This is a genomic window from Bacillus cereus group sp. BfR-BA-01347 (genome assembly GCF_022663835.1).
GTDB classification, from domain to species: Bacteria; Bacillota; Bacilli; order Bacillales; family Bacillaceae_G; genus Bacillus_A; species Bacillus_A thuringiensis_K.
The window spans coordinates 57,641-81,440 of sequence record NZ_JAKUGG010000016.1; the positions used below are offsets into that span (position 1 = coordinate 57,641).

Below are 23,800 nucleotides of genomic sequence, written 5' to 3' on the forward strand. Positions count from 1 at the left end.
CTATTTTTTTTGTAAAAAAGGACGAAGAGTTTTATCTCTTCGTCCTTTTATATTACCCACGCCCAGCTTGAAACGATGGATATAACGTCATTCCACCATCTGCAAATAGCGTAATTCCCGTTACATAACTCGCCTCTGAAGAAGCAAGCCAAGTTGCTACTGCTGCAATTTCTTCAGGTTTTCCAATATAGCCCATCGGTATCATACTTTCTACGTCAGCCCGCTTTTTAGGATTAGCAAACTTTTCGGCATTAATTGGCGTATTAATTGCACCTGGTCCAATATTATTTACTCGAATACCTTTTGGCGCATATTCCATCGCTAACGTTTCTGTCATCAGTTTAATGCCACCCTTACTTGCTGCATAGTGTACAAATAGTGGCCACGGAATTTTCTCATGAACACTAGACATATTAATGACAGACCCTTTAATATCATGTTCTACAAAATATTTAATCGCTTCACGACTTCCTAAAAAAGCACCTGTTAAATTTGTATTAATTACCCTATTCCAATCTTCAAGCGGCATTTCATGCGACGGTACCGCGTTTTCTATCCCTGCATTATTAATCATAACGTCAAGCGTACCAAACTCTTTCACAGCAGATTGAATGAGATTCACAACATCTGATTCGACGGTTACATCACCTTTTACAGCAATCGCTTCGCCGCCCACCTTTTTAATTTCTTCTAACACATCATTCGCTTCTGATTCTCGTGAGCGATAATTAATAACCACTTTCGCTTTTTCCTTAGCAAACCTCACTCCCATCGCTCTTCCGAGACCAGTTGCTGATCCTGTAATAACGACAACTTTCCCTGCTAAATCACTATACATTTCCATACCTCCTTTAACTTTTGGCTATACCTAACATAATTCCGGCTGCGATAATAAAAACGATACCGACAACGATACCCGTTAATTGACGTTTCGTTTTCTTTTCACCTAATATAAGAATCCCACCAAGCGTGGAAATAATAATCCCCATTTGCGATAGCGAGAAACTTGTTGCGACTCCAACTCGCGGCTGCGAAATGAATAAAAACATATTTCCAGCTGCCCAAATTAATCCTGGAATAATATTTCGAATTGCATATTTATTAAATGGATGATGTTTAAAGGTAAGCAAAATCCCACCTAACACCATACCAACTGCTTGTGGCAACAAAGCCGACCAACCATCTACGTTAAATAACCTAATCACTACTACGTAAACTAAATAACCGACTGTTGAAATTAATAAAATTACGATACCTCTTTTAAAGTTTGCTGCTTGCTCTGCATTTTTTTCTTCTTCACTTTGAAGCGATGTTAAAATAACACCGATAATAATACAAACGAGTGCTAGAATCCCAAGGACGACCGATATTGTCGTGGACCATTCATGAAATACGATAACGCCAAATAAAGTCGTCGCGACTAATTGAAGTCCTGTTGAAATTGGCATCGTCCTCGAAACACCCATTAAATCAATACTTTTCAATTGATTCGCCTGACCAAGCGCCCAAAATAAACCTGACACAACTCCAACTCCAATAACGGTAGGTGTTAATACTGGCTTCATAAAAATATAAACAACAATTGAGAAAATAAGTGCTCCAAACGTTGTTCCGAGCGTTTGACTATACGGTCCCCCGCCCAGTTTTACGTTAAATAACACAATACTTCCCCAAAATATAGCTGGTAAAATCGCTAAAAATATATCCATCACTCATTACCTTTCTTTACTAAACGCCATAGGTTATCACTCTAAGTCGTTAGAGTGAGCTTTTATTTTTTCTTTTTCCCGTTCACAAACTTTTTCTACAATAGCGCCAGAAACATTCTTTTCTCGCTCCACTTTCTTTATCTTTACGTGATCTAAACGATCTTCCAAAGTAAGCGTAACTTTGTCATTCGGCGGATTATGCGCTCCTTGAAATGTAAGAAATTGTAGCGTCACTTCATATCTAGGAACGAACTCACCTTTCTTGCCGAGACGTTTTATATTTATAACTGAAGCACATTCATATTGGTCTTCTGTCACTTGTCTAATAACTGAATAGTACCTATTTGATAATGCACTCTCTAAAAGCTGTTCTCTTGATTCTTTCGCGAAAGAATCAATTGGAGAAGAGAAAAAGGCCACACATAGCATTGTGATAACTACACATATTTTTTTCATAGTTCCCTCCTTGTTCTATAGATTAGTGTTCTCAAAACTGCCATAAAAAAACGACTTTCCCTATGTAGGAAAGTCGTTTTAATGAATCCAATATTAACCACCACTCACTGGTGGAATTAGTGCAACAACATCACCAGATTGGACTCTGTCATCTTCATTTGCGTATTCTTCATTAATCGCAACCATAATTGGCTCTGAAACTGGTACATTATATTCGTTCGCAACAACATCTTTTAACTGTGCAACTGTAATATTTTCTTTCTCTATTTGTAATTCACTTGCCCCTGCTTCTTCTTGCAAGTGCGCAAATAACAATACTCGAATCATACTTATAGCTCCTTCCCAGGCTCTCCCGCCGGATATGGTGTTTTTTCTAATTGATCACCAATCCATGAGTCACCATCTTCCCAAAACTCCTTTTTCCAAATCGGAACAATTTGTTTTATGCGTTCCATAATATATTCGTTCGCTTCATAAGCCGCTTTACGGTGTGGTGTTGAAACAGCAACAACAACCGCTATATCAGAAATTTGCAACGTACCGATGCGATGTGTAATGGCAACATATGTACCTGGCCATTTCTCTTTCACTTCCAGGCCAATTTTCTCTAGCATCTTTTCTGCCATCGTCTTATAAGCAACATACTCTAAGTATAATGTACGACGCCCTTTCGTAAACTCTCTAACCGTTCCAATAAATGTTGTAACAGCACCGCATTCACGTCGAATTACTTTCTTCGTTACCTCTTCAATCGAGATTTCTGTGTCAATTACTTCATAATATGTCTTTATCATTTCGCACTCCTAACCGTTTGTAAAAACCAGTCTATGTACAGCTCTTCTTCTGTTATATGAAATACTTTATATTCTTCTCGTATATTTGCCGGAACATCATACCACGTAATAACCGCCACTATATTTTCTACTTTATGTAAAATCTCAACGTCTTCCGCAGAACGAAGTAACACTACTTTCGAGTAATTCTCTTTTTTATAGCCCTCTATTAAAATTGTATCCACTTCAAAAAACTCATATAAGCGAATAATTTCTTGCAAAGACCATTTCTTTCTTAGTGAAGAAAGTAAAAGCAATCCAGCACCTTCTACACTACTTACGACAGCACCAGCTTTACGGTGTCTTTCGCTATCTTTTTGCGCTACTTCTGGAAAGCCTCCGTGCCCGTGATGTTTAATTGTAGCAACTTTCATTTCACTTTCAGCTACTGCATGCACAATTTTCTCTACAAGTGTCGTTTTTCCGCTATTTTGATATCCTACTATTTGTAAGATTGAAGGGGCTTTGCCCATGGCCAATCACATCCCTCAGAGTGCTCTAACAATAATACGGACACTTTCATTCCGGTCTCAAATCCTCTCGTTCCTCCAGGTAACACGATAAAAGCATTCGCATCTGCAAGTGAAGATACCGCACTCGATTTATCTAAACCAACCGGCATCGCTTGTAACGCCCCGTTCACAATTGTTACGTTCGCTCTTACGAAACGAGTAAATGGATTTGGCTTTGGAAAATCTTTTTGTAAAATAGCAACCGCTCTATATACGTGAGGTTCCTTCGCATACAAATACGTTTTTATAATTGGATGCACAAATAATTCAAAGCCTACATAACAAGCAGACGGATTTCCTGATAAACCGAAGAGTAACTTTCCATCAACTTCAGCTACTGTCGTTACACTTCCGGGCCTCATGGCTATCTTATTAAAGAGTACATTCGCCTGTAACCTTTCATAAATAGCTGGTAAGTAGTCATAATCTCCTACTGATACACCACCTGTTGTAATTAAAATGTCGACCTCATCCATCGCTGATTGAACAGCTGTAAAACATGCATCTAACTCATCCGCGAGTTTACCATAATAACGAACTTTCCCGCCAGCTTTCATAATTTGAGCTGCGATCATATACGAGTTACTATTTCTAATTTTCCCCGGTTCTAAAGGCTCATGTACTTCTAATAATTCACTTCCTGTCGTTACAATACCGACAATAGGCTGTTTTATAACTTTCACAGTACTATATCCAAACGTTGCTAGTAGGGCCGCAACTCCAGGGTTAATTGCAACACCTTTCTTAACGAGAACTTGATTTTGTTTAATATCTTCTCCTTTAATCGACACATTGTCACCGTTATTAAAAGAGCGTTTTAACTTCATATATGTTTTCCCGTTCTTCTCAAACCCTTCTGTCAGCTCTAGCATTACGACTGCATTGCAATCTTCTGGAATAGCTGCTCCTGTCATAATACGAACCGCTTCAAAAGCGCCTACTTCTTCTAAAAAAACAGAACCCGCCCCGATTTCTCCTATTACTTCAAATTCAACTGGATTCTCTTGAGTTGCTTCTTTCGTATCTTCTGCTCGAATGGCGAAACCATCGTAAGGAGAACGATCAAAATGAGGAACGTCATGATCAGACACAACATCCTCCCCAAGAATTCTCCCGTAACTTTCCGTAATAGAAATTTCTTCTACTTCACCATGCTTTGCATATTTCATTACCCGTTCTACTGCCTCAGCAACTTGAATTGGAATTCGTTTTTCTACCATCGTTTCTCACCTCATATTTGCAATTTTTTTTATCTCGATTAAACTTTATATATTAAATAGAAATTACTTCAAGGAGGAATTCCATGTCTTCATTCACACACTTTAATGACCAAGGACGCGCAAAAATGGTTGACATAAGCGACAAAAAAGCAACCGTTCGAACAGCAATTGCGTGCTCTAGCATTGTCGTTACGAAAGAAATTTACGATAAAATCTCCCACAATGAAATTGGGAAAGGTGACGTATTAGCAGTTGCGCAAATCGCAGGAATTATGGCTGCGAAACGAACTTCTGATATTATCCCAATGTGCCATCCTTTACTATTAAAAGGTGTTGACGTTTCTTTCGATTGGAAACAATCAGAAGAACAATATCGTTTACTCATTGAAGTAAAAGTTAAAACAGAAGGTAGCACCGGTGTTGAAATGGAAGCTTTAACAGCTGCTTCGGCTACCGCTCTTACTGTGTATGATATGTGTAAAGCTGTCGATAAAGGTATGATTATCGGCGAAACGTACTTACTTGAAAAAACAGGTGGAAAAAGTGGAGATTATACGAGAAATTCATAATCCTTTCTCCGTTGAACCTAAAGGATTTCCTTTAGGTTCAACCTATATATCTTGCATATAAACTTTTCGCTACATTTATATCATTCGTCCCATGAATGAACGCTCTGCCATCTGTAAATAAAACAAAACGATATTCTTCTACCGGAAACGATAATAAATAAGGTGTCGCCTTTATCTCTACGCTTCTTTGTAAGCGCTTTTTAATTTCTTCTAAATTAAAATTCTTCCGCACACCTGGACGAATTTGCACTGTATTTCGCCCACATAACACTTCTGTTTTCGTTTGTGCTTCAAATGTTAAACTTGGATATGTACGTAACCTTCCGCAAGATAAACAAGAATCTTTTTTCTGCCTATTCACTTTAAATGCCATCTGTTGATTATTCCAAAGATCAAACGATAACATCGTTTCACGAAGCGCCCCGTAATCTTCTACTAATATTTTCAGCGCTTCCGTAGTTTGATGCGCAACTACTAATTGTACTGCCGGTTGTATAATACCAGCTGTGTCACAGGTTGCTCCGCTCGCCGGATGCTCCATTAAACAGCGAAAACACGGTGTTTTCCCTGGTAAAATTGTATACGTTACTCCGTAGCTTCCAACGCACCCACCATATATCCACGGAATATTATACTTTTGTGAAATATCATTAATAAGAAGACGCGTTTCAAAATTATCTGTCGCATCTAATATTAAATCTACATCACGTACTAACTCTTCCATTTCTTGCACCGTTACATCCGTCACAGCAGGATTTATTTCCACCTCAGAATTAATCGCTTTTAAATGCTCTGCTGCCGCTACCGCCTTTGGTTTATACTGTTTTGCATCTTCTTCTGTATATAGTTGTTGTCTTTGTAAATTACTCCATTCTACATAATCACGATCAGCAATCGTTACTTTTCCAACACCTGCTCTAACAATCGCTTCTGCATTTGCCGCACCGAGAGCACCAGCACCAATAATAAGCACATGCTTCTCTCTTATTTTTTTCTGTCCTTCTTCTCCAACACCAGAAAATAATATTTGTCTTGAATATCGCTCCTGCATACGATAGCCCCCTTTCTTATCCTCCTATATAAGACATTTCGATTTTCGGACGATTTTTTGCACTTTCTTCTGTCCGTTCATCCGAATACCTATCTTTTCTATTCATCCATACATCTTGTATAACACTTAATAACTCCTCATCCGAAAAATCTCCTCTAAGAAGTTCTCTTACATCCAAACCCTCTGTCGCAAATAAGCACGTATAAAACTTTCCATCTGCCGAAATTCTCGCCCTCGTACAAGAGGAACAAAATGACTCAGAAACAGATGTAATAAAACCAACTTCAACATTTGTTCCAACGTATCGATATCGCTTCGCAACTTCACCAAAGTAATGTGCTTCAGCTGGCTCAAGCGGATACACCTTATGAATCATCTCAATCAATTCTCGTTTTGTAACAACTTGATCAAAATTCCACCCATTTGTACTACCAACATCCATAAACTCAATAAACCTAAGCGTGATTCCTTGCTCTTTAAAATACGCAGCCATCGGAAGTATTTGATGATCGTTCATCCCTTTTTTCACAACCATATTTACCTTTACTGCCAGCCCCGCCTCTTTAGCTGCTATAATTCCCTTAATCACAGGTTTTGTATTAATATTTCGACCATTAATATTCCTAAATATGTCGTCATCTATCGCATCTAAACTAACATTCACTCTATGTAATCCAGCTTCTTTTAATGCCTTCGCTTGTTTCGTTAAATGGATAGCATTTGTCGTTAACCCTATATCTATTAGCCCATCAATTTTCACAAGACGTGCAATAAGTTTTGTTAAATCTTTACGAAGCAGTGGCTCACCGCCAGTAAGTCTAATTTTCCGTACACCGATGCTAATAAATAATTTTGCCAAACGCTCAATTTCATCAAAAGTTAGTAAAAACTCATCTTTCAAAAAAGCATAATCTGGCCCAAATATTTCCGCTGGCATACAATATGTACATCTAAAATTGCAACGATCAATGACAGATATACGTAAATCTTGAAGTGGGCGTCTAAAAAAATCTTTAACCATCTCCTGCATCGCCACCCTCCCTTTCTGCCAAATTTCTTTCTTTTCATTCTATTATAATATATTTTCGAACTGCGATGTTTTTGCTCAAGTGAATAAAGTGAAACTTTAAATAATTAGAGGGGATCCACTCCACCTGGTTAACGAGGTTTACTTACAAATACAAAGATAAAAAAACCTTGAAACATAAAAGTTTCAAGGTTTTCTGCTTATTAACTTAATCTAATAATCATTAAAGTAGCTCCTGGTGTTGCCGTAGATAATGTAGCTATTGCAACTAATCCAAACAATTGCAGACTAATAGCAGCTCCAGCAGGCAAGTTAGCAATTATTGTTGCACTAAATGAGCCAGTAGCCACTGTCGGGGCGTTTATCGTTCCCGCAAGCGGACTGCCATTTACAGTTATACGAGAACTTACAAGTAATCCCGCCGTTAAATTAATTGTATAAGCTATATAATAGTTTCCTGCATTCGCAACTGTAAATACAGTATTCCCACCACTAACGGTTATTCCTGATCCAATATTTTGATTGTTTGGTAAAGGAATATTCGTACCACTTAACAAAACAGAAATAAGACTTCCTGATGTATTATTCGCAAACGCATACGTTGCAGTTGTACTAACTCCTGTTGTTCCCGTACTTCCCGTTGGACCCGTTTCTCCGGTTGCTCCCGTACTTCCTATGGCTCCTGTATTTCCGGTTACTCCTGTGCTTCCCGTGGCTCCGGTACTTCCCGTTGGACCGGTATTTCCTGTAGCCCCCGTGCTTCCGGTTGGACCGGTATTCCCAGTTGTTCCTGTATTTCCCGTCGCTCCGGTACTTCCCGTGACTCCTGTATTTCCCGTTGGACCTGTATCTCCCGTGGCTCCTGTACTTCCCGTTGACCCCGTATTTCCTGTTGGTCCTGTGCTTCCGGTTGAACCCGTTACTCCCGTTGGACCTGTTTCTCCGGTTTCTCCGGTGGCCCCGGTACTTCCCGTTGTCCCTGTCATTCCAGTCGGTACTGGAGGGAAAGTAGGGCCGACAAGATCTGAGGATAACTTAAAATTAGAATTTATCAACCTCTGTATTTTTTGATTTTCATCATTTCCTTCCACTACTCCCACCACCTCCCAAAAAATACAACTACAAAATATGTTTCATATAAGGTGAAACATATTTTGTAGGAGGGTCTTACTGCCCGTTAATGCGGGATAAAAAACCACCTTCTATTTGAATTGTATTTTTCAAAAAGGCCTCCAATACTACTTTTCAAACAATTACTCCTATTTTTATGCTATATAAACTCTTCTTATAAACAAAAACTCCCCCTATGATTTTAGGGGAGTCCAGCAGTCGAATCAAAATTATCTGTATTAGGGACAGCTTGTGCTATACTCGAAACATTTGCACTTTGCCCCATGTTTGTTCCTGTTACAGTACCAGCAGGAGTGCCTCTTGTATATGTTGTCGTCACCGAATCACCCGGCTGTAAACAAAGCTTCGTCTCCGTCCCTATTACTGTAACAACATCAATCCAAGTGCACCCCATTGAACCACTGTATGATTTCGAAGCAGTAAATGAAGTATCACTCAAATTATCACCGGTAAATATATTTCCAGTATTATTCACAATAACAAACTCTTTTATATGAGCAGGCATAATTACACTCTACCTTTCATCTATGAACCTAATGTACGTGTACTCGTTGCTAATGGCGGAAGAAACACTGATGTTCTAATGACCGCTTCTGGCTGTCTTTTCCCATTTAAAAAAATAGCCGCACTCGACCCTCCAGCACCTGCATATACTTTTGCTACAGCTAAAGGCGAGATATCATAACAGTCGCCGACATTAACAGCTCCTGTATTATTAATAATTTTTACTTTACGCAAATTAATCCCCATTTCCCCCTCCTCCTTTTTTATACTGTATGCAAAAGAAAAAAACTTGAAACAGACTCGTTTCAAGTTTTTAGCTATTAACTATTTCGTTTCACCTTCATATTGAAGCATACCGCCAACCATGTTCACTGTTTTAAATCCTTGCTCATTTAAATAATGACATACATTTTCACTGCGCATTCCTGAACGACAAATAAAGATATATTCATTCTCTTTATTAAAGAAATCTACTTTATGTGGGATATCGCCCATTTTAATATGTACAGCTTCTGGAATCTTTCCTGCCGCTACTTCTTCATCTTCTCTTACGTCTACTAAAAATAACGTTTCTCCATTTTCTAAACGCTCTTGTACCTCTTCTGTAGTAATTGTTTTAACTTCTGTCATATGTAGTTCCTCCTTATATACAATAAAACCTTTAGTTTCTTTTTCACAAACATTCTCTACCAATTTTAGCACGCAAAAGAAAGAACGCAAAGAATCGAAAAACTATTTCTCAATTTTCTCGCAAAACTTATTCTTTACAAACATAACTCTTGCATTGTATCCTCAATATACTTGTTTTATGAAAGGAGCCAATGAAAATGACACTTTCCCTTTTCATAATGGGCATCATTTTCTTAATCGCTGCAATTATTACTCTTAGTATGAAAAATAATAAAAAAATAAAATCACCACAAGAAATGTCATTCTTATTTCTATTGCTTAGCATAGCGTTTTTCGGTATAGCAATCGCTACATATATTTTCCGTCTACAAATCATGTAAAAAAAGGTGCCTACTACAAACATTGCACCTTTTCCCCATCATTTGTCTTCTAAGCAAAACTAGATACTCTCCGATTTAAAAATTCATAAACTTTCTTTTCAAATAAATGAATATCAAATGCTCCCGCCATATGCCCATTTATACTTTCTATCTCATACACTTCCGCATACTTCCCTTGTTTTTGCAAAATATCTACCATTTTATAGTTGTAACGAGAGGGCTGAAGCAAATCTTGTTTACACGGAATCATAAGTACATTCGCTTCTATGTTAGAAAGAGATTCTTCTAGTGAAGAAAACCCATGTGCAATATCATGCAATAAAACTGCCTTCGCAGTATACATCCATGAATTTGCATCTACTAACTCTATACTTGTATATGTCGCTTTATTTATCCCTTTTTCAAATGATGTTAATGTAGAAAACTTTTCATAAGGTTCTACCTCTATACTGTTACGAGGAAATGCCATTTCATAAAAATGCTCATCAAACGCGTTCATAAACATCATTCTATTTGCTAAATGAAGCCCCTTTATCGGCTGCTCTTCTCCATATTTTCCATCTTTCCAACTTGGATCCAGCCGAATTGCTTCAATCGCATTTTGCGCTACGTTTACTGACGTAATAATTGGATTTTGTGGGTTCGTAATAACGCCAATCATCCGCTCTACCATATGTGGATAGTGAACCGCCCATTGTTGTGCAATCATTCCCCCCGCCGACGGTCCAATTACAGCGTGTATCCTTGAAATTCCCATACCTTTTATTAACTCATATTGCATACGAGCTACATCAAGAAATGTAAAAACCGGAAAATCCATAGCATATTCTTCTCCAGTTTCTGGATTAATTGATTTCGGTCCTGTTGTAATCACATATGGATTTCTCACCTGCACATTACAAAGATTATCTGCACATATAACAAAATATTTATTTGTATCAATTGCTTTTCCAGGTCCAATGAGCCCATCCCACCAACCAGACTCCTCATCATGCACTGTATATTTTCCTGCCGCATGACTTGTTGCACTAAAATAATGACAAACCAAAATCACATTTGACCTTTCTCTATTTAAAGTGCCATATGTCTCGTATCCCATTTGAATAGGAATTTCTCTGCCATTTTCAAACGTAAACTCTTTTAACACAAACTTCTCCTTTTTTACAATTTGCACAGACTCTTCCTCTCTCCGTTATAGTATGAACTGCTTACTAAAGATTTTTTTCCATGCAAACTAATCTCCTTCTTCTTTTCATAAATAAATGAATAATATACAAAATTAGCCACAAAATAGCACTATATTACAAGATTAAAGAGGGCGTACATATGATTTGGAATTGGTTACGTAAGAAAAAAAAATCAAATACGACAGAAAAAAACGAAACAGATAATTCGGAGCAACAACCTAACAATCAAGATGATGATAACAAAGAACAGACTAGAAGTATGAAACATAATAAAGATAACAATGGAGAACAAAAAAAAGAGGAACATAAGGAATCTTCTCAAGACAAACAGCAAAATTCTAAACTGGGCGACTCTGCTCAGGATAAGCAACAAAGCTCTAAACAAGATGACTCGAATCAAGATAAACAACAAAGCTCTAAACAAGATGACTCGAATCAAGGTAAACAACAAAGCTCTAAACAAGACGAATCAATTCAGGATAAACAACAAAGCTCTAAACAAGACGAATCAATTCAGGGTAAGCAACAAAGCTCTAAACAAGATGACTCGAATCAAGATAAACAACAAAGCTCTAAACAAGACGAATCAATTCAGGGTAAGCAACAAAGCTCTAAACAAGACGAATCAATTCAGGGTAAGCAACAAAGCTCTAAACAAGACGAATCGAATCAGGATAAACAACAAAGCTCTAAACAAGATGACTCGAATCAAGATAAACAACAAAACTCTAAACAAGACGAATCGAATCAGGATAAACAACAAAGCTCTAAACAAGATGACTCGAATCAAGATAAACAACAAAGCTCTAAACAAGACGAATCAATTCAGGATAAACAACAAAGTTTGAAACAAGATGAATCCAACCAGGATAAACAGCAAGATTCTAAGCAAAACGACTCAGCTCAGGATAAACAGCAACGCTCTAAACAAGATGATTCGAATCAAGATAAACAGCAAAGCTCTGGAAGTAATAGTATTTATGATTTTACAAAACCAGAAAAAGACCGTATTCATTCTCTACAAGATTTAATAGAAAAGCTCAAAAAGTCTAGTGATTTTGTTAATTACCATACATCTGACGATGAAACGATGCCTTATTGGATTTCTTACTATCGACCTTCGCTTGATGGAGAGAAATTACAAAAGTACTTAATGCCTACTCTTTTAGAACGACCTAACGCTTCACTAGAAGAACTAAAAGAACATATTCCGATGAGCGGGATTACAATTACGAATGACCTACAAAAAATTGAGGATATGGTTTTAAAGGGGCATGCAATTATTCAATTGAATCAGCAAAATCAAAAGTGTCTGCTTGCAAACATTGCAATTGATACGTATCGGGCACCAAGCCCTCCTTTAAACGAATCGACTGTTATCGGTCCTCAAGAAGGTTTTGTAGAGGATATTGATACAAATATTAATTTAGTTCGAAAACGTCTTCCTGTTTTAGATTTACAAACAAAAGAAATAATTGTCGGCGAATTTTCAAAAACAAAGGTTGTCATGATGTATTTAGATAATCTTGCTGAAAAAGAGAATGTAGAGTTTCTAGAGGAATCATTACGCGCTCTTGAATATGATCAAATTAATGATAGTGCTTACTTACAAGAATTAACGGGTGAAAAATCAATTTTCCCACTCTATATCAATACAGAACGCAATGATAGAGTTACAAAAGCACTAATTGATGGAAAAATCGCTATCTTTGTCGACGGTTCACCGAACGTTCTATTAACTCCTGTATCATATTTCGATTTCTTTATTTCACCAGAAGATTATAATGTCTCTTGGCTATATGCAACATTTTCAAGAGTTTTACGCCTTATCGCTGTTCTTTTCTCAATTTGTGCAGCTCCATTATATGTTGCTGTTTTAAATTATCATTATGAACTCATTCCAAGTGATTTGCTGGAAACATTAATTTTATCTAGAGCGCAAGTCCCATTCCCACCTCTAATTGAAGCACTTTTTTTGGAATTAGTTATCGATTTGTTAAGAGAAGCTGGTGCAAGGTTACCAATGAAGGTCGGTCAAACACTTGGTATTGTAGGCGGTATCGTAATTGGGCAAGCATCTGTACAAGCTGGTTTAACGAGTAATATTTTATTAATTATCGTTGCCTTATCAGCACTTGCTTCCTTTATTACACCTATTTATAAAATGGGTAACGCTGTTCGGTTACTACGCTTTCCGTTTCTCATATTTGCAGAAATAGGAGGACTTTTCGGGATTTCTCTTGGATTTATCTTTTTATTTACTCATCTATTTAGACTTACTTCCTTACGTAAGCCATACGCTTTGTTTTATCCAACAAGACAACAATCTGTTAAAGATTCTTGGATTCGTTTTCCCTTAACAATGATTGATACAAGGGATGTACAAGCGAGGCCACAACATGTAAAAAAATCAGCAAAAGGAATTTCAACAAAACATAGATCAGACTTTGATGATTAAGGAATGAGGTGCATTGATGAGTAAAGTTCAAGAAAAATATCAAATATCTCCTATCTTTGTTTTCTTCTTAATTCACGGTGCACAGTTTGGTGCTGGCGTTCTCGGATTCGCTCGAATCACCGCAAAAGCCGCTGGATACGACGGATGGATAGGCGTTCTAATCACTGGAATCTGTATCCAGATTCTTATATGGATGATGTATTTTTTATTAAAAGAAACAAACGGAAATTTAATTGATTTACAACGACAAACCTTTGGAAAGTGGATAGGGAACGTCTTTAATATCATCTTTGCAGCTTATTTTTTAATCGTCAGTATTTCGGTTATTCGAACGTATGTTGAAATTATTCAAGTATGGATGTTCCCAACTGCCTCCACCTTTATGTTAACACTTTTTTTGTGCCTAGTTAGCTATTACATCATTTCTTCTGGATTTCGTGTCATTACTGGCATTTGCGTCATCTCTGTTGGTGGTACACTAGGGTATTTATTTCTAAGCTTATTCGTTTTGAAATACTCACATTGGGAGAATTTATTACCCATTTTCACACATTCTTTTTCAGATATTTTAAAATCCGCTCAACTGTCAATCTACAGTATGACTGGTTTTGAGATTTACCTCATGGTTTATCCATTTGTGAAAAACCCTAAACAATCTCATAGATTTGCTCAATATGGGGCACTATTCTCAAACCTTCTATATTTATTTAGCACCCTTTTAGCCTTTTCGTTTTTTAGTGAAAAACAATTATTAAAAACGATATGGGCCCAACTTTCTATGACCCAAGTTATTCAATTACCATTTATAGAAAGATTAGAATATATTGCAATCTCAGGCTATGCACTCGTTATTATTTCAAGTTTTATCCTCCCTTTATGGGCGTCAATGAGAGCAACTCACGAAATATTCCGTGTAAAACAAAGAGGTGTTTTAATCGCTTTTATCATTATCACCCTCATTGTTTCACAACTTTTAACAAACAGACACGATATTAATAATTTTATTAGTAATGCATCAAAAGGAAGCTTTTGGCTCATTTATGTATACATCCCAATTCTATTTATTATTGTGTGGGTGAAAAGAAAATGGAAAAAATCAAAAATAAATTAATACTTATCTCTTGTATAACACTCTTTAGTCTAACTGGATGTTTACAAAAAAATATTATTGATGACGTACACCTTATCCAAGGAACTGTCTTCGATGTAGCAAAAGATAATAAAATAAAGGTAACATTTGTTTGTCCTATTCAGCAAAAAGGGAACAAAGTTCAAGTTTTTGAAGGAACAGCAAATGCGGTAAAACAAGTAAAAGCTGACACATCTTTAGAGTCTTCTCAACCATTTGCTAGTGGGCAAATGCGGGTTGCTCTATTTACCACCCGAATCGCTAAGAAAGGAATGGTTGCTTCCTTCGATACATTAATTCGCGATGTAAACATTGGTAATGCCTTATATGTTGCTTTACTTGAAGGTAATGGTACTGAACTTTTAAAAGGAAAGTACACGACTTCATCCAACGTTGCGATTTATATAAAAAAAATGCTAGAACATAATATGGAGACCGGTCCTTTACCAACAGATAATCTGCATGTAGGAGCATTCCGTTATTATCAAGTAGGGCAAGACTACTATATTCCAATTTTAAAGAAACATGGTGATAAAATAAAAATCACGGGAATTGGTCTTTTTAAAAAGGATAAATACGTTGGTAAAATCGCGGAAACAGATATGTTTATATTTAAAGGACTGTTAGAAGAGCATAAGTTAGATTCACATGAATTTAAAGCAGATCCTGGGTACGTAATGATTAACAATATTCGTTCTGTTCCAACATACGATATAAAAATAAAAAACGGAAAGCCCTCCTTTTCCATTCATGTGAAGCTTGATGCCCGTATTCAAGAAGTATCGAAACAAATTAACTTAGAGAATGCTAAGAACACAAAAAAGATTGAGAAGGTCGTTCAAAAACAATTGGAGACACAAGGTAAGAAATTAATTAAGCAGTTTAAATCTTTAGATGTCGATCCTCTCGGGCTAGGAGCTAAATATAAGCAACATTATCGCCCATTTAAATTAGAAAAGTGGAAACAAATGTACAAAGATGTTCCAGTTACTATAAAATACACCGTAGATATTACAAATTCTGGTGTAATTGAATGAGAAATGATTGAACTCCTCTCTCCAGCATGATACAACGGAGAGAGGAGTTTTTTATTATCAAATAGAGAGAAGATATTTATGGGGGAGCTTATGTCTAAAAAATTAGTAAAGCCTATTTTAAATGGTATTTTATTTCTCACCGTCTTTTTATTTGCTCATACATATTTAAAAAATGTTTCCTTCACACGTTATTTACTTGTCGTTATACCAATGTTGCTCGTCGGTATGTTTGGCATCGACCTTATTTTATCCATTTTAATAAAAGAAGAAAAATAACGAGCAGGGCCGTCCCAAAAGTATTCCGGGATGGCTTTCTTTTATTAATTGGTTTATGTTTTGTCGTTTAGTCAATATAATCTTTCCCTATCTTAACTAAAAGATGAAACTTTTGAACAGTCCCTTTTCATTTCATAATCACCCTATGTTACAATGAAATTCGGACAAAGCGAGAAAGGATGAAACAACATGACAAACGAAAAAGGTCTAGATAAAGGATACGAACTTGTTGCAAAAATGCATAAAGAGTTCGGACACCCTGTGACAAATACTCCAACAAAACTAACAGAAGAACGTGCAAAAATCCGTGCAAGTTTTATGCAAGAAGAGCTAGAAGAATTTCTGGAAGCAACGACTGTTGAAGATCAATATGATGCACTAATTGACCTTATTTACTTTGCATTCGGAACGTTTGCCGAAATGGGTGTACGTCCTGATAAAGGATTCGAAATTGTAAATAACGCAAACATGGCAAAACTATTCCCTGATGGAAAACCTCGATTCCGTGAAGGCGACGGCAAAATTCTAAAACCAGAAGGCTGGCAAGCACCAGAACCACAACTTCGTGCTGAAATCGAACGTCAGTGCCAAGAAGCTGAAAAAAACTGCTAGAATTTCCTAGCAGTTTTTTATTATGTCTTTTTTTCTGGAATTCATTAATGACCCACGTGTCCAGCGTGCCCTGCTGCTCCACTAATACTAGCCGCTCCTGCCGCTGCCCCTGCTCCTCCTGCTCCAATTCCTCCTGTCCAAGGAGAAGATTGTTGTTGATACTGTTGGTATTGTTGGTGCTGTTGACCGTGTTGGCTGTGCTGACCATGGTGGCCGTGCTGACCTTGTTGGCCTTGGTGCATTTGATAAAGAACAGCTTGCGGATGAATGTGGTGGTGACCGTGGTGATGTACTTGTTGTTGATGACCATGGTGGCCGTGTTGACCTTGATGATGATGGTGTCCATGATGACCGTGTTGACCTTGGTGATGATGGTGTCCATGATGGCCTTGATGGTGGTGATGTCCATGATGACCGTGAACAACTTGCGGATACCCACCTATTCCTCCAGCTACAACACCTATTCCTGGTACCGGAAATCCTGTCTGCACTCCTCCAACGAAAGAAGGAAATGTAGTTGGTGCTCCTACTGGAAATCCTGTCTGTACGCCAGCTACTGATGTTGGGAAGCTTCCTGTTACTGTAGGCATTCCAACCCCTGCTGTCGAAAAGCCTCCCATTGATGTAGGCATTCCAGTTTGCATGCCAGCTACCGATGTTGGAAATCCGCCCGAGCCTCCACCCATCCAGCTCGGAATTCCACCGTATCCTTGTTGGTCAGCTCCTCCCATTAACATCATTTGTTCATAACTACCCGATCCACCTCCGAAGAAGCCATGTGGTGCATTATTGTCCATCCCTTTCATTCCTTTCACCTCTTCTACTCAATTTAGCCTACCTTTTTTATCATATTTCCTATAGAAAAATAGGTGTTTGTCTGTATGGGAATTCCGCTCTTTTATTTGTACGTAATGGAATAATTAAAAACTTAGACTAATCTAATCCAGAGATGATTTTCTACACAAAAAAGCTCAGAGCCTAAATGCTCTGAGCTTTTATTTAGCGTTAATTAGTTTGCAACAACGTTAACAAGTTTTCCAGGAACAACAATTACTTTACGAACTGTTTTCCCTTCAATTTGGTCTTGAATTGCTTCAAGTGCAAGTTGTTCCATTTCTTCTTTTGATGCGTCTTTACTCATTGTTAGTTTCGCGCGAACTTTGCCCATGACTTGAACAACGATTTCAACTTCATCTTCTACAAGTTTAGACTCATCAAATGTTGGCCAGCTTGCATATGTGATTGTTTCATTGTATCCAAGTCTGCTCCATAGCTCTTCCCCGATGTGAGGTGCAACTGGTGCAATCATTTTTACGAAACCTTCTACATATTCTTTCGGAAGTGTTTCAGCTTTGTATGCATCGTTGATGAATACCATCATTTGAGAAATCGCTGTGTTAAAGCGAAGCTCTGCATAGTCTTCTGTTACTTTCTTCACTGTTTGGTGGTAAGCTTTTTCAAGCTCTTTATTTGGTGCATCCGTAATTTTCTCACTTAATTCACCGTTCTCTTGAACGAATAAACGCCATACACGGTCTAGGAAACGACGAGCTCCATCAAGGCCATTTTCAGACCAAGCGATTGAAGCATCTAATGGTCCCATGAACATTTCGTATAGACGAAGTGTATCTGCACCGTGGCTTGCTACGATATCATCAGGGTTTACAACGTTACCTTTTGATTTACTCATTTTCTCGTTGTTTTCACCTAGAATCATACCTTGGTTGAATAATTGTTGGAACGGCTCTTTCGTTGGAACTACACCGATGTCGTATAATACTTTGTGCCAGAAACGAGCATATAGTAAGTGAAGTACAGCGTGTTCTGCTCCGCCGATATAAATATCAACTGGAAGCCATTGTTTTACTTTTTCAGGATCTACAAGTGCTTCACTATTGTTTGGATCGATGTAACGTAAGTAATACCAGCAGCTACCAGCCCATTGTGGCATTGTATTTGTTTCACGACGACCTTTTTTACCAGTCTCAGGGTCAACAACATTTACCCACTCATCAATGTTAGCAAGTGGTGATTCACCTGTACCTGAAGGACGGATGTTTTCTGTTTTTGGAAGAACTAATGGTAATTCTTCTTCTTTCACAGCTGTCATTGTGCCATCTTCCCAGTGAATTACTGGAATTGGCTCACCCCAGTAACGTTGACGACTGAATAACCAGTCACGTAGACGGTACGTTACTTTTTGATTTCCTGCGCTTGTTACTTCAAGCCATTCAATCATTTTTGCGATTGCTTCTTCTTTATTTAAACCATCAAGGAATGCTGAGTTTACGTGTGCACCATCACCTGTGTACACTTCTTTCGTAATGTCTCCGCCTTTTACAACTTCCTTCATTGGAAGATTGAATACTGATGCGAATTCATAGTCACGCTCATCATGAGCTGGAACTGCCATTACAGCACCTGTTCCGTAAGTTGCAAGAACGTAGTCAGCGATCCAGATTGGTAATTTCTCACCGTTTACTGGGTTAACTGCGTAAGCACCAGTGAATACACCAGTTTTCTCTTTCGCAAGTTCTGTACGCTCTAGGTCACTCTTCATTTTTACAGCGTTAATGTAAGCTTCTACCGCTTCTTTTTGTTCTGCTGTTGTAATTTCTGCAACAAGTGCATGTTCCGGAGCAAGTACACAGTATGTTGCTCCAAATAGTGTATCAGGGCGTGTTGTGAAAACTGTGAACTTCTCACCTGTACCGTCGATGTTGAAATGTACTTCTGCACCTTCAGAGCGACCGATCCAGTTACGTTGCATATCTTTTAAGCTTTCAGGCCAATCAAGCTCATCTAGATCTTCTAATAGACGATCTCCGTAAGCTGTAATTTTTAACATCCACTGTCTCATCGGACGACGCTCAACTGGATGTCCACCGCGCTCACTCTTACCGTCAATGATCTCTTCGTTTGCAAGTACTGTACCAAGTGCTGGGCACCAGTTTACAGGTACTTCATCAACGTAAGCTAAGCCTTTTTCAAATAGTTTTAGGAAAATCCATTGTGTCCACTTGTAATAGTTTGGATCTGTTGTATTTACTTCACGGTCCCAATCGTAAGAGAAACCTAATGATTTAATTTGGTTACGGAACGTATTAATATTATGCTCTGTAAATTCAGCTGGGCTGTTTCCAGTATCAAGTGCATATTGCTCTGCTGGAAGACCGAATGCATCCCATCCCATTGGATGAAGAACATTATATCCTTGCATACGCTTCATACGAGATAAAATATCTGTCGCTGTATAACCTTCTGGATGTCCTACGTGTAGGCCTGCACCTGATGGATATGGGAACATATCTAGTGCATAAAATTTTGGTTTTTCTGTCTCATCTGGCGTACGGAATGTTTTATTCTCTTCCCAGTACCCTTGCCACTTCTTCTCAATTTCTTGATGATTAAAGCTCATGAGATACCCTCCTTGAAATTCTATTTATTTTCACCGCCCAAAATACAAAAAACCTCTCATCCCTAGAAAGGGACGAGAGGTTATAGATTCCCGCGGTACCACCCTAAATTAATGTACAAATATACATTCGCTTAGATCCGTAACGTGGATTAACGGCAATTGCTACTATTAGTTTCACAACTGCAACTCAAAGGCGAGTTCATAACGAAACGTGGATTGACTTGCACCGACCGTCAACTCTCTAAACCAGCTTCTATTACTACTACTCCTTCTCACTGTTATTACACATATAAGTTAAGTGAACTATCCTTCACCTAGTATCTCTTAAGAGCTTACTTAAAGCGAGGACTTCTCGGTTAATCGTTACTCTTAATAACTAACGAATTCATCTTAAGACAGCCGAGCTATCTCCCTTGTTCTAAAGGTTGTTTTATTTAAATATATTCTAAAACATGTTACATGTTCCGTCAAACTAAACTGCAATTTTTTCTTCAACTGTTTCTTCTACTTTTACTCGTTTATCATAAATGCTCGTTGCTATAAGCGCTATTACAAGCATTACCATGATTGCTATAAACAATACTTCCATATTGTATAAATCCACAATTGCTCCGCCAACGACCGGCCCGAACATTTTCCCTACAGTCGCCGCACTATTTACAACCCCTTGATAAAAACCTAATTTATCTTTTGGTGCAAGTATATTTGCAATCGTTGGAACCGCAGGCCATACAAATAACTCACCAATTGTTAATGTTATCATCGCAACGAGGAACATCGTAAATTGCTGCGCTTGGCTTAACACAATGAATGACGCCGCAAAAATGAAAATCCCAATCATAATTTGCTGTTTTAAAGAACGCTTCATCCAGCGAATTAGCATACTAACAAGTGGTTGCGCACAAACGATCATTGCTCCGTTTATCGTCCATAATAAACTATAATGACGAAGACTAATGTTTAATTCTTGCATATGTGTTGCAATTGCACCTTGCCACTGTACGTATGTAACCCAGCATAAAGCATATGCTACACACACGATAAGAAGTGCTTTAAATCCAGGTGTAAGTGACCAACCTTTTTTCGTTTCGACTTCTTTTTGTACTCCTGGCTCCTTCTTGTCTTCCATACCACGGAATCCAATAAAAGCAATTAAGAAGAAAACAAAGTATAAAATAAAGTTCGCTAAGAAAATATAATCAAAACGATACGAAGCAACTAATCCACCACACGCTGTTCCAATCGCAATACCAACGTTTTGTCCAACATACATCGCATTAAATGCTCGTCTTCCGCCCTCTGGCCAAACTGTACCGACCATCGCATACATCGATGGGAAGACCATTCCAGAACCGAAGCCGATTAACGCTAGCCACACAACGTATAAAGGCCAACCGTGGAAGAACACTAGACCTAAAATTGATACAAGTGTAATCACAATCCCTACTAAAGTTGATTTATAACCGCCCCATTTATCAAATAAAACACCGCCGAGCAAGTTTCCGATTACACCAGTAAGCGAGTTAATCATTAATACCATTCCGGCCACAGATAAAGATTTTCCTAAGTGATCATGCAAATAAATTGTATTAAAAGGCCATAAAAAAGAAGCACCCGTGACATTAATAATCATCCCAGCTACTAATAGCCATACTTTCCTTGGCATAGTTTCCCCTCCTATTCTATTTTTTTCGTTCATATATATAACAGTAAAATTGTAGTCGTTTTTAAATAGGAAGGCAACTGATTAATAGTTGATGAAATTCAGATAACGGTTCATCGGTAAATGAAATTATACTGATTGCTACTTGGATTATATCAGCGATTATTAGAATATATCGGCGCAACTACAAATATATCAGCTATTATTAAAATATATCGACTTACCGACAAAAAATGACAACAGTAACAATATATAAAAGGGTGGACTATCCAGCTTCTTTTTCTCGCTTCGCACGTTCTTTAGCGCTCCATTTAAATATTTTATCTAGTAAAGAATATATTCTCCCAGATTCTTTCGTTAACAAAGGTCCTAACGATGCCAATATTAAAACATACAAGGCTGAGAATGGTTTAATCGTTGCCATTAAGCCACCCGCAATTCCAATATTCGCGACGATAATGGAAAACTCTCCGCGTGATACAAGTGTTAAACCAATATTCGTAGAAGCCTTATGCGATAATCCCGCTTTACGCCCCGCAACCATTCCAGCGGTAAAATTACCGATAAGAGTAATGAAAACTGCTCCTAATGCCAACCACACTGCTCCGCCAAGTGAAAATGGATCTATACTTAAACCGAAGCTGAAAAAGAATATAGCTCCAAAGAAATCACGAAACGGAACAACGAGCTGTTCAATTCGATCACTATGCTCTGTTTCAGAAAAAACGAGTCCTAGTAATAATGCTCCAATTGCCTCTGCAACATGAATCGTTTCTGAAAATCCTGCTACAAAGAACAAAATAGCGAATATTACAATAATAAAAATTTCATTGGACGAAATATCTAACATTTTATTTAAAAATCGTGTAGCTTTTCTAGCAACTACAAAGAATAATAACATATACCCTACTGCGATTAAAATAGATGTAAGAGCACCTACAAATGACGTTGCCCCTCCGAGTACTAACCCTGAAACGACTGATAAATATACCGCTAAAAAGATATCATCAAACATAATGATTCCTAAAATTAGCTCCGTCTCTTTATTACCAGATCTTCTTAAATCAACAATTACTTTCGCAACAATTGCACTCGATGAAATTGTTATGATCCCAGCAATAATTAATGTTTCTAATAAGGGGAAACCCATTATATATCCGTAAAGTAAACCTAATATAAAATTAAGCGATATATGAACAGTTCCTCCAAAAGCGATTGATTTTCCTGATTTAATTAATTTTTTAATTGAGAATTCTAAGCCTAAATAGAATAAGAGGAATATAACGCCAACACGGCCGAGGAAGGAAATAACTTCTCCGCTTTCAATAAATCTTAAATCGATAAGCCCTAAATCTGGGGCATGGGGACCCACTAGCATGCCGAGTATTATGAGAAACGGAATAATCGAGAACTTTAACTTTGCAGCGAGAATAGCTGCAAAAGCGACTAATACTAACGCAGTTCCAACTTCAAAGATTAAAGTATCCATCGATTATGAATCCCCTCCTACTGAAAGCAACTCATTAATAATTCTTTTTACTTCATGTCTCTCGCCTGATAATACGAGCATATCACCAGCTTCAATGATAGAATCTGGACCTGGATTAAAGAATTTCTTCATATTTTTTTTCAAAATGGCAATAATCGTTACGTTATATGTGTTTCGGACATGTAAACTACCAATTGTTTTTTGTACGACTGGTGCATTATTTTCCACCTTAAACCACTCAATTGATAATCCTTCAAAAGCCATTTCAATTGTATCTAAAGCTTGTGGTCTATATACCATTCCGCCCAATATAGCTGCAATTTGTCTCGCTTCGGAATCACGAAGAGAAACGCTTGAAATACTCTCCTCATGATCAGCATCAAAATGGTACATTTCTCTTCGGCCATCATCATGAATAACGATAACCACCTTTTCATTACCTTTTGTAATCACTTCAAACTTACATCCAATACCCGGCAGTTCACTCTCTCTAATATTCATATTTTCCG

25 protein-coding genes, 1 pseudogene and 1 other annotated feature are annotated in these 23,800 nt (G+C 37.7%); of the genes and pseudogenes, 7 read left to right on the forward strand and 19 right to left on the reverse strand.

Going from position 1 to position 23,800, the window contains the following annotated elements:
- Positions 1-52 precede the first annotated feature (52 nt).
- The 7 genes from MR143_RS21650 to MR143_RS21680 form a co-directional block, all read right to left on the reverse strand.
- On the reverse strand, positions 53-838 hold the full coding sequence (locus MR143_RS21650; protein ID WP_000286678.1) for a glucose 1-dehydrogenase: 786 nt from the start codon (positions 836-838) through the stop codon (positions 53-55).
- 13 nt (positions 839-851) lie between these two features.
- Positions 852-1,709, reverse strand: coding sequence for a glucose uptake protein GlcU (gene glcU / locus MR143_RS21655; protein ID WP_000350861.1), 858 nt, complete (start codon positions 1,707-1,709; stop codon positions 852-854).
- Between the two features lie 36 nt (positions 1,710-1,745).
- A complete protein-coding gene (locus tag MR143_RS21660) occupies positions 1,746-2,165 on the reverse strand; it encodes a DUF3888 domain-containing protein (protein ID WP_000717676.1) in 420 nt (139 codons plus the stop codon).
- 93 nt (positions 2,166-2,258) lie between these two features.
- Positions 2,259-2,492, reverse strand: a complete 234-nt coding sequence (gene moaD, locus MR143_RS21665; protein WP_000621768.1) for a molybdopterin converting factor subunit 1 — start codon at positions 2,490-2,492, stop codon at positions 2,259-2,261.
- Positions 2,493-2,494: 2 nt separating this feature from the next.
- Positions 2,495-2,959, reverse strand: coding sequence for a molybdopterin synthase catalytic subunit MoaE (moaE, locus tag MR143_RS21670; RefSeq protein ID WP_000598369.1), 465 nt, complete (start codon positions 2,957-2,959; stop codon positions 2,495-2,497).
- Complete coding sequence (mobB, locus tag MR143_RS21675) at positions 2,956-3,471, reverse strand: molybdopterin-guanine dinucleotide biosynthesis protein B (protein WP_000513625.1); 516 nt, start codon at positions 3,469-3,471, stop codon at positions 2,956-2,958. Before mobB ends, moaE begins: the two co-directional genes overlap by 4 nt.
- A complete protein-coding gene (locus MR143_RS21680; RefSeq protein WP_000229693.1) occupies positions 3,441-4,730 on the reverse strand; it encodes a molybdopterin molybdotransferase MoeA in 1,290 nt (429 codons plus the stop codon). The genes mobB and MR143_RS21680 overlap by 31 nt, the downstream gene beginning before the upstream one ends.
- Before the next feature lie 83 nt (positions 4,731-4,813).
- On the opposite strand from MR143_RS21680, the gene moaC reads away from it, so the two are divergent.
- Positions 4,814-5,299 (forward strand): cyclic pyranopterin monophosphate synthase MoaC, encoded by a 486-nt coding sequence (moaC, locus tag MR143_RS21685; protein ID WP_000094146.1) that lies wholly within the window; start codon positions 4,814-4,816, stop codon positions 5,297-5,299.
- Positions 5,300-5,336: 37 nt separating this feature from the next.
- Here the strand turns inward: moaC and MR143_RS21690 are convergent, their stop codons facing one another.
- The 6 genes and pseudogenes from MR143_RS21690 to MR143_RS21715 form a co-directional block, all read right to left on the reverse strand.
- Complete coding sequence (locus MR143_RS21690; RefSeq protein WP_001158082.1) at positions 5,337-6,350, reverse strand: molybdopterin-synthase adenylyltransferase MoeB; 1,014 nt, start codon at positions 6,348-6,350, stop codon at positions 5,337-5,339.
- A gap of 16 nt (positions 6,351-6,366) precedes the next feature.
- Positions 6,367-7,380 carry a GTP 3',8-cyclase MoaA gene (moaA, locus tag MR143_RS21695; protein WP_001157130.1) on the reverse strand — a complete coding sequence of 338 codons (1,014 nt, stop codon included), beginning with the start codon at positions 7,378-7,380 and terminating at the stop codon, positions 6,367-6,369.
- Between the two features lie 200 nt (positions 7,381-7,580).
- Positions 7,581-8,396, reverse strand: a pseudogene (locus MR143_RS21700) (BclA C-terminal domain-containing protein); the annotation flags it as partial.
- Between the two features lie 293 nt (positions 8,397-8,689).
- On the reverse strand, positions 8,690-9,013 hold the full coding sequence (locus MR143_RS21705; protein ID WP_001110851.1) for a hypothetical protein: 324 nt from the start codon (positions 9,011-9,013) through the stop codon (positions 8,690-8,692).
- A 20-nt stretch (positions 9,014-9,033) separates the two neighbouring features.
- Complete coding sequence (locus tag MR143_RS21710; protein WP_000512463.1) at positions 9,034-9,258, reverse strand: spore germination protein; 225 nt, start codon at positions 9,256-9,258, stop codon at positions 9,034-9,036.
- Positions 9,259-9,336: 78 nt separating this feature from the next.
- Positions 9,337-9,642, reverse strand: a complete 306-nt coding sequence (locus MR143_RS21715; RefSeq protein WP_000141207.1) for a rhodanese-like domain-containing protein — start codon at positions 9,640-9,642, stop codon at positions 9,337-9,339.
- 197 nt (positions 9,643-9,839) lie between these two features.
- On the opposite strand from MR143_RS21715, the gene MR143_RS21720 reads away from it, so the two are divergent.
- A complete protein-coding gene (locus tag MR143_RS21720; protein ID WP_000175903.1) occupies positions 9,840-10,022 on the forward strand; it encodes a hypothetical protein in 183 nt (60 codons plus the stop codon).
- A 49-nt stretch (positions 10,023-10,071) separates the two neighbouring features.
- On the opposite strand, the gene MR143_RS21725 is transcribed toward MR143_RS21720, so the two are convergent.
- Positions 10,072-11,196 carry a homoserine O-acetyltransferase family protein gene (locus tag MR143_RS21725; protein ID WP_001167618.1) on the reverse strand — a complete coding sequence of 375 codons (1,125 nt, stop codon included), beginning with the start codon at positions 11,194-11,196 and terminating at the stop codon, positions 10,072-10,074.
- 152 nt (positions 11,197-11,348) lie between these two features.
- Between MR143_RS21725 and MR143_RS21730 the strand changes: the two genes are divergently transcribed.
- The 5 genes from MR143_RS21730 to MR143_RS21750 all read left to right on the forward strand — a co-directional run bounded on the left by MR143_RS21730 (position 11,349) and on the right by MR143_RS21750 (position 16,721).
- Positions 11,349-13,667, forward strand: a complete 2,319-nt coding sequence (locus MR143_RS21730; RefSeq protein WP_095021835.1) for a spore germination protein — start codon at positions 11,349-11,351, stop codon at positions 13,665-13,667.
- Between the two features lie 16 nt (positions 13,668-13,683).
- Entirely contained in the window at positions 13,684-14,778 is a 1,095-nt protein-coding gene (locus tag MR143_RS21735; RefSeq protein ID WP_000049067.1) for a spore germination protein, read from the forward strand.
- Positions 14,754-15,833: a Ger(x)C family spore germination protein gene (locus MR143_RS21740; protein WP_000411351.1), complete on the forward strand. Its 1,080-nt coding sequence runs from the start codon at positions 14,754-14,756 to the stop codon at positions 15,831-15,833. Before MR143_RS21735 ends, MR143_RS21740 begins: the two co-directional genes overlap by 25 nt.
- Positions 15,834-15,923: 90 nt before the next feature.
- A complete protein-coding gene (locus tag MR143_RS21745; RefSeq protein WP_000038786.1) occupies positions 15,924-16,109 on the forward strand; it encodes a hypothetical protein in 186 nt (61 codons plus the stop codon).
- A 189-nt stretch (positions 16,110-16,298) separates the two neighbouring features.
- Positions 16,299-16,721: a pyrophosphohydrolase domain-containing protein gene (locus MR143_RS21750; RefSeq protein ID WP_000180558.1), complete on the forward strand. Its 423-nt coding sequence runs from the start codon at positions 16,299-16,301 to the stop codon at positions 16,719-16,721.
- 44 nt (positions 16,722-16,765) lie between these two features.
- On the opposite strand, the gene MR143_RS21755 is transcribed toward MR143_RS21750, so the two are convergent.
- The 5 genes from MR143_RS21755 to MR143_RS21775 form a co-directional block, all read right to left on the reverse strand.
- Positions 16,766-17,527: a hypothetical protein gene (locus MR143_RS21755; RefSeq protein ID WP_242280961.1), complete on the reverse strand. Its 762-nt coding sequence runs from the start codon at positions 17,525-17,527 to the stop codon at positions 16,766-16,768.
- A gap of 203 nt (positions 17,528-17,730) precedes the next feature.
- Positions 17,731-20,139, reverse strand: a complete 2,409-nt coding sequence (gene leuS, locus MR143_RS21760; RefSeq protein ID WP_242280962.1) for a leucine--tRNA ligase — start codon at positions 20,137-20,139, stop codon at positions 17,731-17,733.
- A 65-nt stretch (positions 20,140-20,204) separates the two neighbouring features.
- Positions 20,205-20,424, reverse strand: a binding site (T-box leader).
- A gap of 187 nt (positions 20,425-20,611) precedes the next feature.
- A complete protein-coding gene (locus tag MR143_RS21765; protein WP_001137559.1) occupies positions 20,612-21,805 on the reverse strand; it encodes an MDR family MFS transporter in 1,194 nt (397 codons plus the stop codon).
- A gap of 262 nt (positions 21,806-22,067) precedes the next feature.
- Positions 22,068-23,291, reverse strand: a complete 1,224-nt coding sequence (locus tag MR143_RS21770; RefSeq protein ID WP_000380175.1) for a cation:proton antiporter — start codon at positions 23,289-23,291, stop codon at positions 22,068-22,070.
- Between the two features lie 3 nt (positions 23,292-23,294).
- Positions 23,295-23,792: a cation:proton antiporter regulatory subunit gene (locus MR143_RS21775; protein ID WP_001026060.1), complete on the reverse strand. Its 498-nt coding sequence runs from the start codon at positions 23,790-23,792 to the stop codon at positions 23,295-23,297.
- Between the last annotated feature and the right edge of the window lie 8 nt (positions 23,793-23,800).

Bases quoted from the DNA above. Each gene is read 5' to 3' on its own strand.
- MR143_RS21650 (WP_000286678.1), bottom strand. From the start codon at position 838: ATGTATAGTGATTTAGCAGGGAAAGTTGTCGTTATTACAGGATCAGCA.
- glcU (WP_000350861.1), bottom strand. From the start codon at position 1,709: ATGGATATATTTTTAGCGATTTTACCAGCTATATTTTGGGGAAGTATT.
- MR143_RS21660 (WP_000717676.1), bottom strand. From the start codon at position 2,165: ATGAAAAAAATATGTGTAGTTATCACAATGCTATGTGTGGCCTTTTTC.
- moaD (WP_000621768.1), bottom strand. From the start codon at position 2,492: ATGATTCGAGTATTGTTATTTGCGCACTTGCAAGAAGAAGCAGGGGCA.
- moaE (WP_000598369.1), bottom strand. From the start codon at position 2,959: ATGATAAAGACATATTATGAAGTAATTGACACAGAAATCTCGATTGAA.
- mobB (WP_000513625.1), bottom strand. From the start codon at position 3,471: ATGGGCAAAGCCCCTTCAATCTTACAAATAGTAGGATATCAAAATAGC.
- MR143_RS21680 (WP_000229693.1), bottom strand. From the start codon at position 4,730: ATGGTAGAAAAACGAATTCCAATTCAAGTTGCTGAGGCAGTAGAACGG.
- moaC (WP_000094146.1), top strand. From the start codon at position 4,814: ATGTCTTCATTCACACACTTTAATGACCAAGGACGCGCAAAAATGGTT.
- MR143_RS21690 (WP_001158082.1), bottom strand. From the start codon at position 6,350: ATGCAGGAGCGATATTCAAGACAAATATTATTTTCTGGTGTTGGAGAA.
- moaA (WP_001157130.1), bottom strand. From the start codon at position 7,380: ATGCAGGAGATGGTTAAAGATTTTTTTAGACGCCCACTTCAAGATTTA.
- MR143_RS21705 (WP_001110851.1), bottom strand. From the start codon at position 9,013: ATGCCTGCTCATATAAAAGAGTTTGTTATTGTGAATAATACTGGAAAT.
- MR143_RS21710 (WP_000512463.1), bottom strand. From the start codon at position 9,258: ATGGGGATTAATTTGCGTAAAGTAAAAATTATTAATAATACAGGAGCT.
- MR143_RS21715 (WP_000141207.1), bottom strand. From the start codon at position 9,642: ATGACAGAAGTTAAAACAATTACTACAGAAGAGGTACAAGAGCGTTTA.
- MR143_RS21720 (WP_000175903.1), top strand. From the start codon at position 9,840: ATGACACTTTCCCTTTTCATAATGGGCATCATTTTCTTAATCGCTGCA.
- MR143_RS21730 (WP_095021835.1), top strand. From the start codon at position 11,349: ATGATTTGGAATTGGTTACGTAAGAAAAAAAAATCAAATACGACAGAA.
- MR143_RS21735 (WP_000049067.1), top strand. From the start codon at position 13,684: ATGAGTAAAGTTCAAGAAAAATATCAAATATCTCCTATCTTTGTTTTC.
- MR143_RS21740 (WP_000411351.1), top strand. From the start codon at position 14,754: ATGGAAAAAATCAAAAATAAATTAATACTTATCTCTTGTATAACACTC.
- MR143_RS21745 (WP_000038786.1), top strand. From the start codon at position 15,924: ATGTCTAAAAAATTAGTAAAGCCTATTTTAAATGGTATTTTATTTCTC.
- MR143_RS21750 (WP_000180558.1), top strand. From the start codon at position 16,299: ATGACAAACGAAAAAGGTCTAGATAAAGGATACGAACTTGTTGCAAAA.
- MR143_RS21755 (WP_242280961.1), bottom strand. From the start codon at position 17,527: ATGAAAGGGATGGACAATAATGCACCACATGGCTTCTTCGGAGGTGGA.
- leuS (WP_242280962.1), bottom strand. From the start codon at position 20,139: ATGAGCTTTAATCATCAAGAAATTGAGAAGAAGTGGCAAGGGTACTGG.
- MR143_RS21765 (WP_001137559.1), bottom strand. From the start codon at position 21,805: ATGCCAAGGAAAGTATGGCTATTAGTAGCTGGGATGATTATTAATGTC.
- MR143_RS21770 (WP_000380175.1), bottom strand. From the start codon at position 23,291: ATGGATACTTTAATCTTTGAAGTTGGAACTGCGTTAGTATTAGTCGCT.
- MR143_RS21775 (WP_001026060.1), bottom strand. From the start codon at position 23,792: ATGAATATTAGAGAGAGTGAACTGCCGGGTATTGGATGTAAGTTTGAA.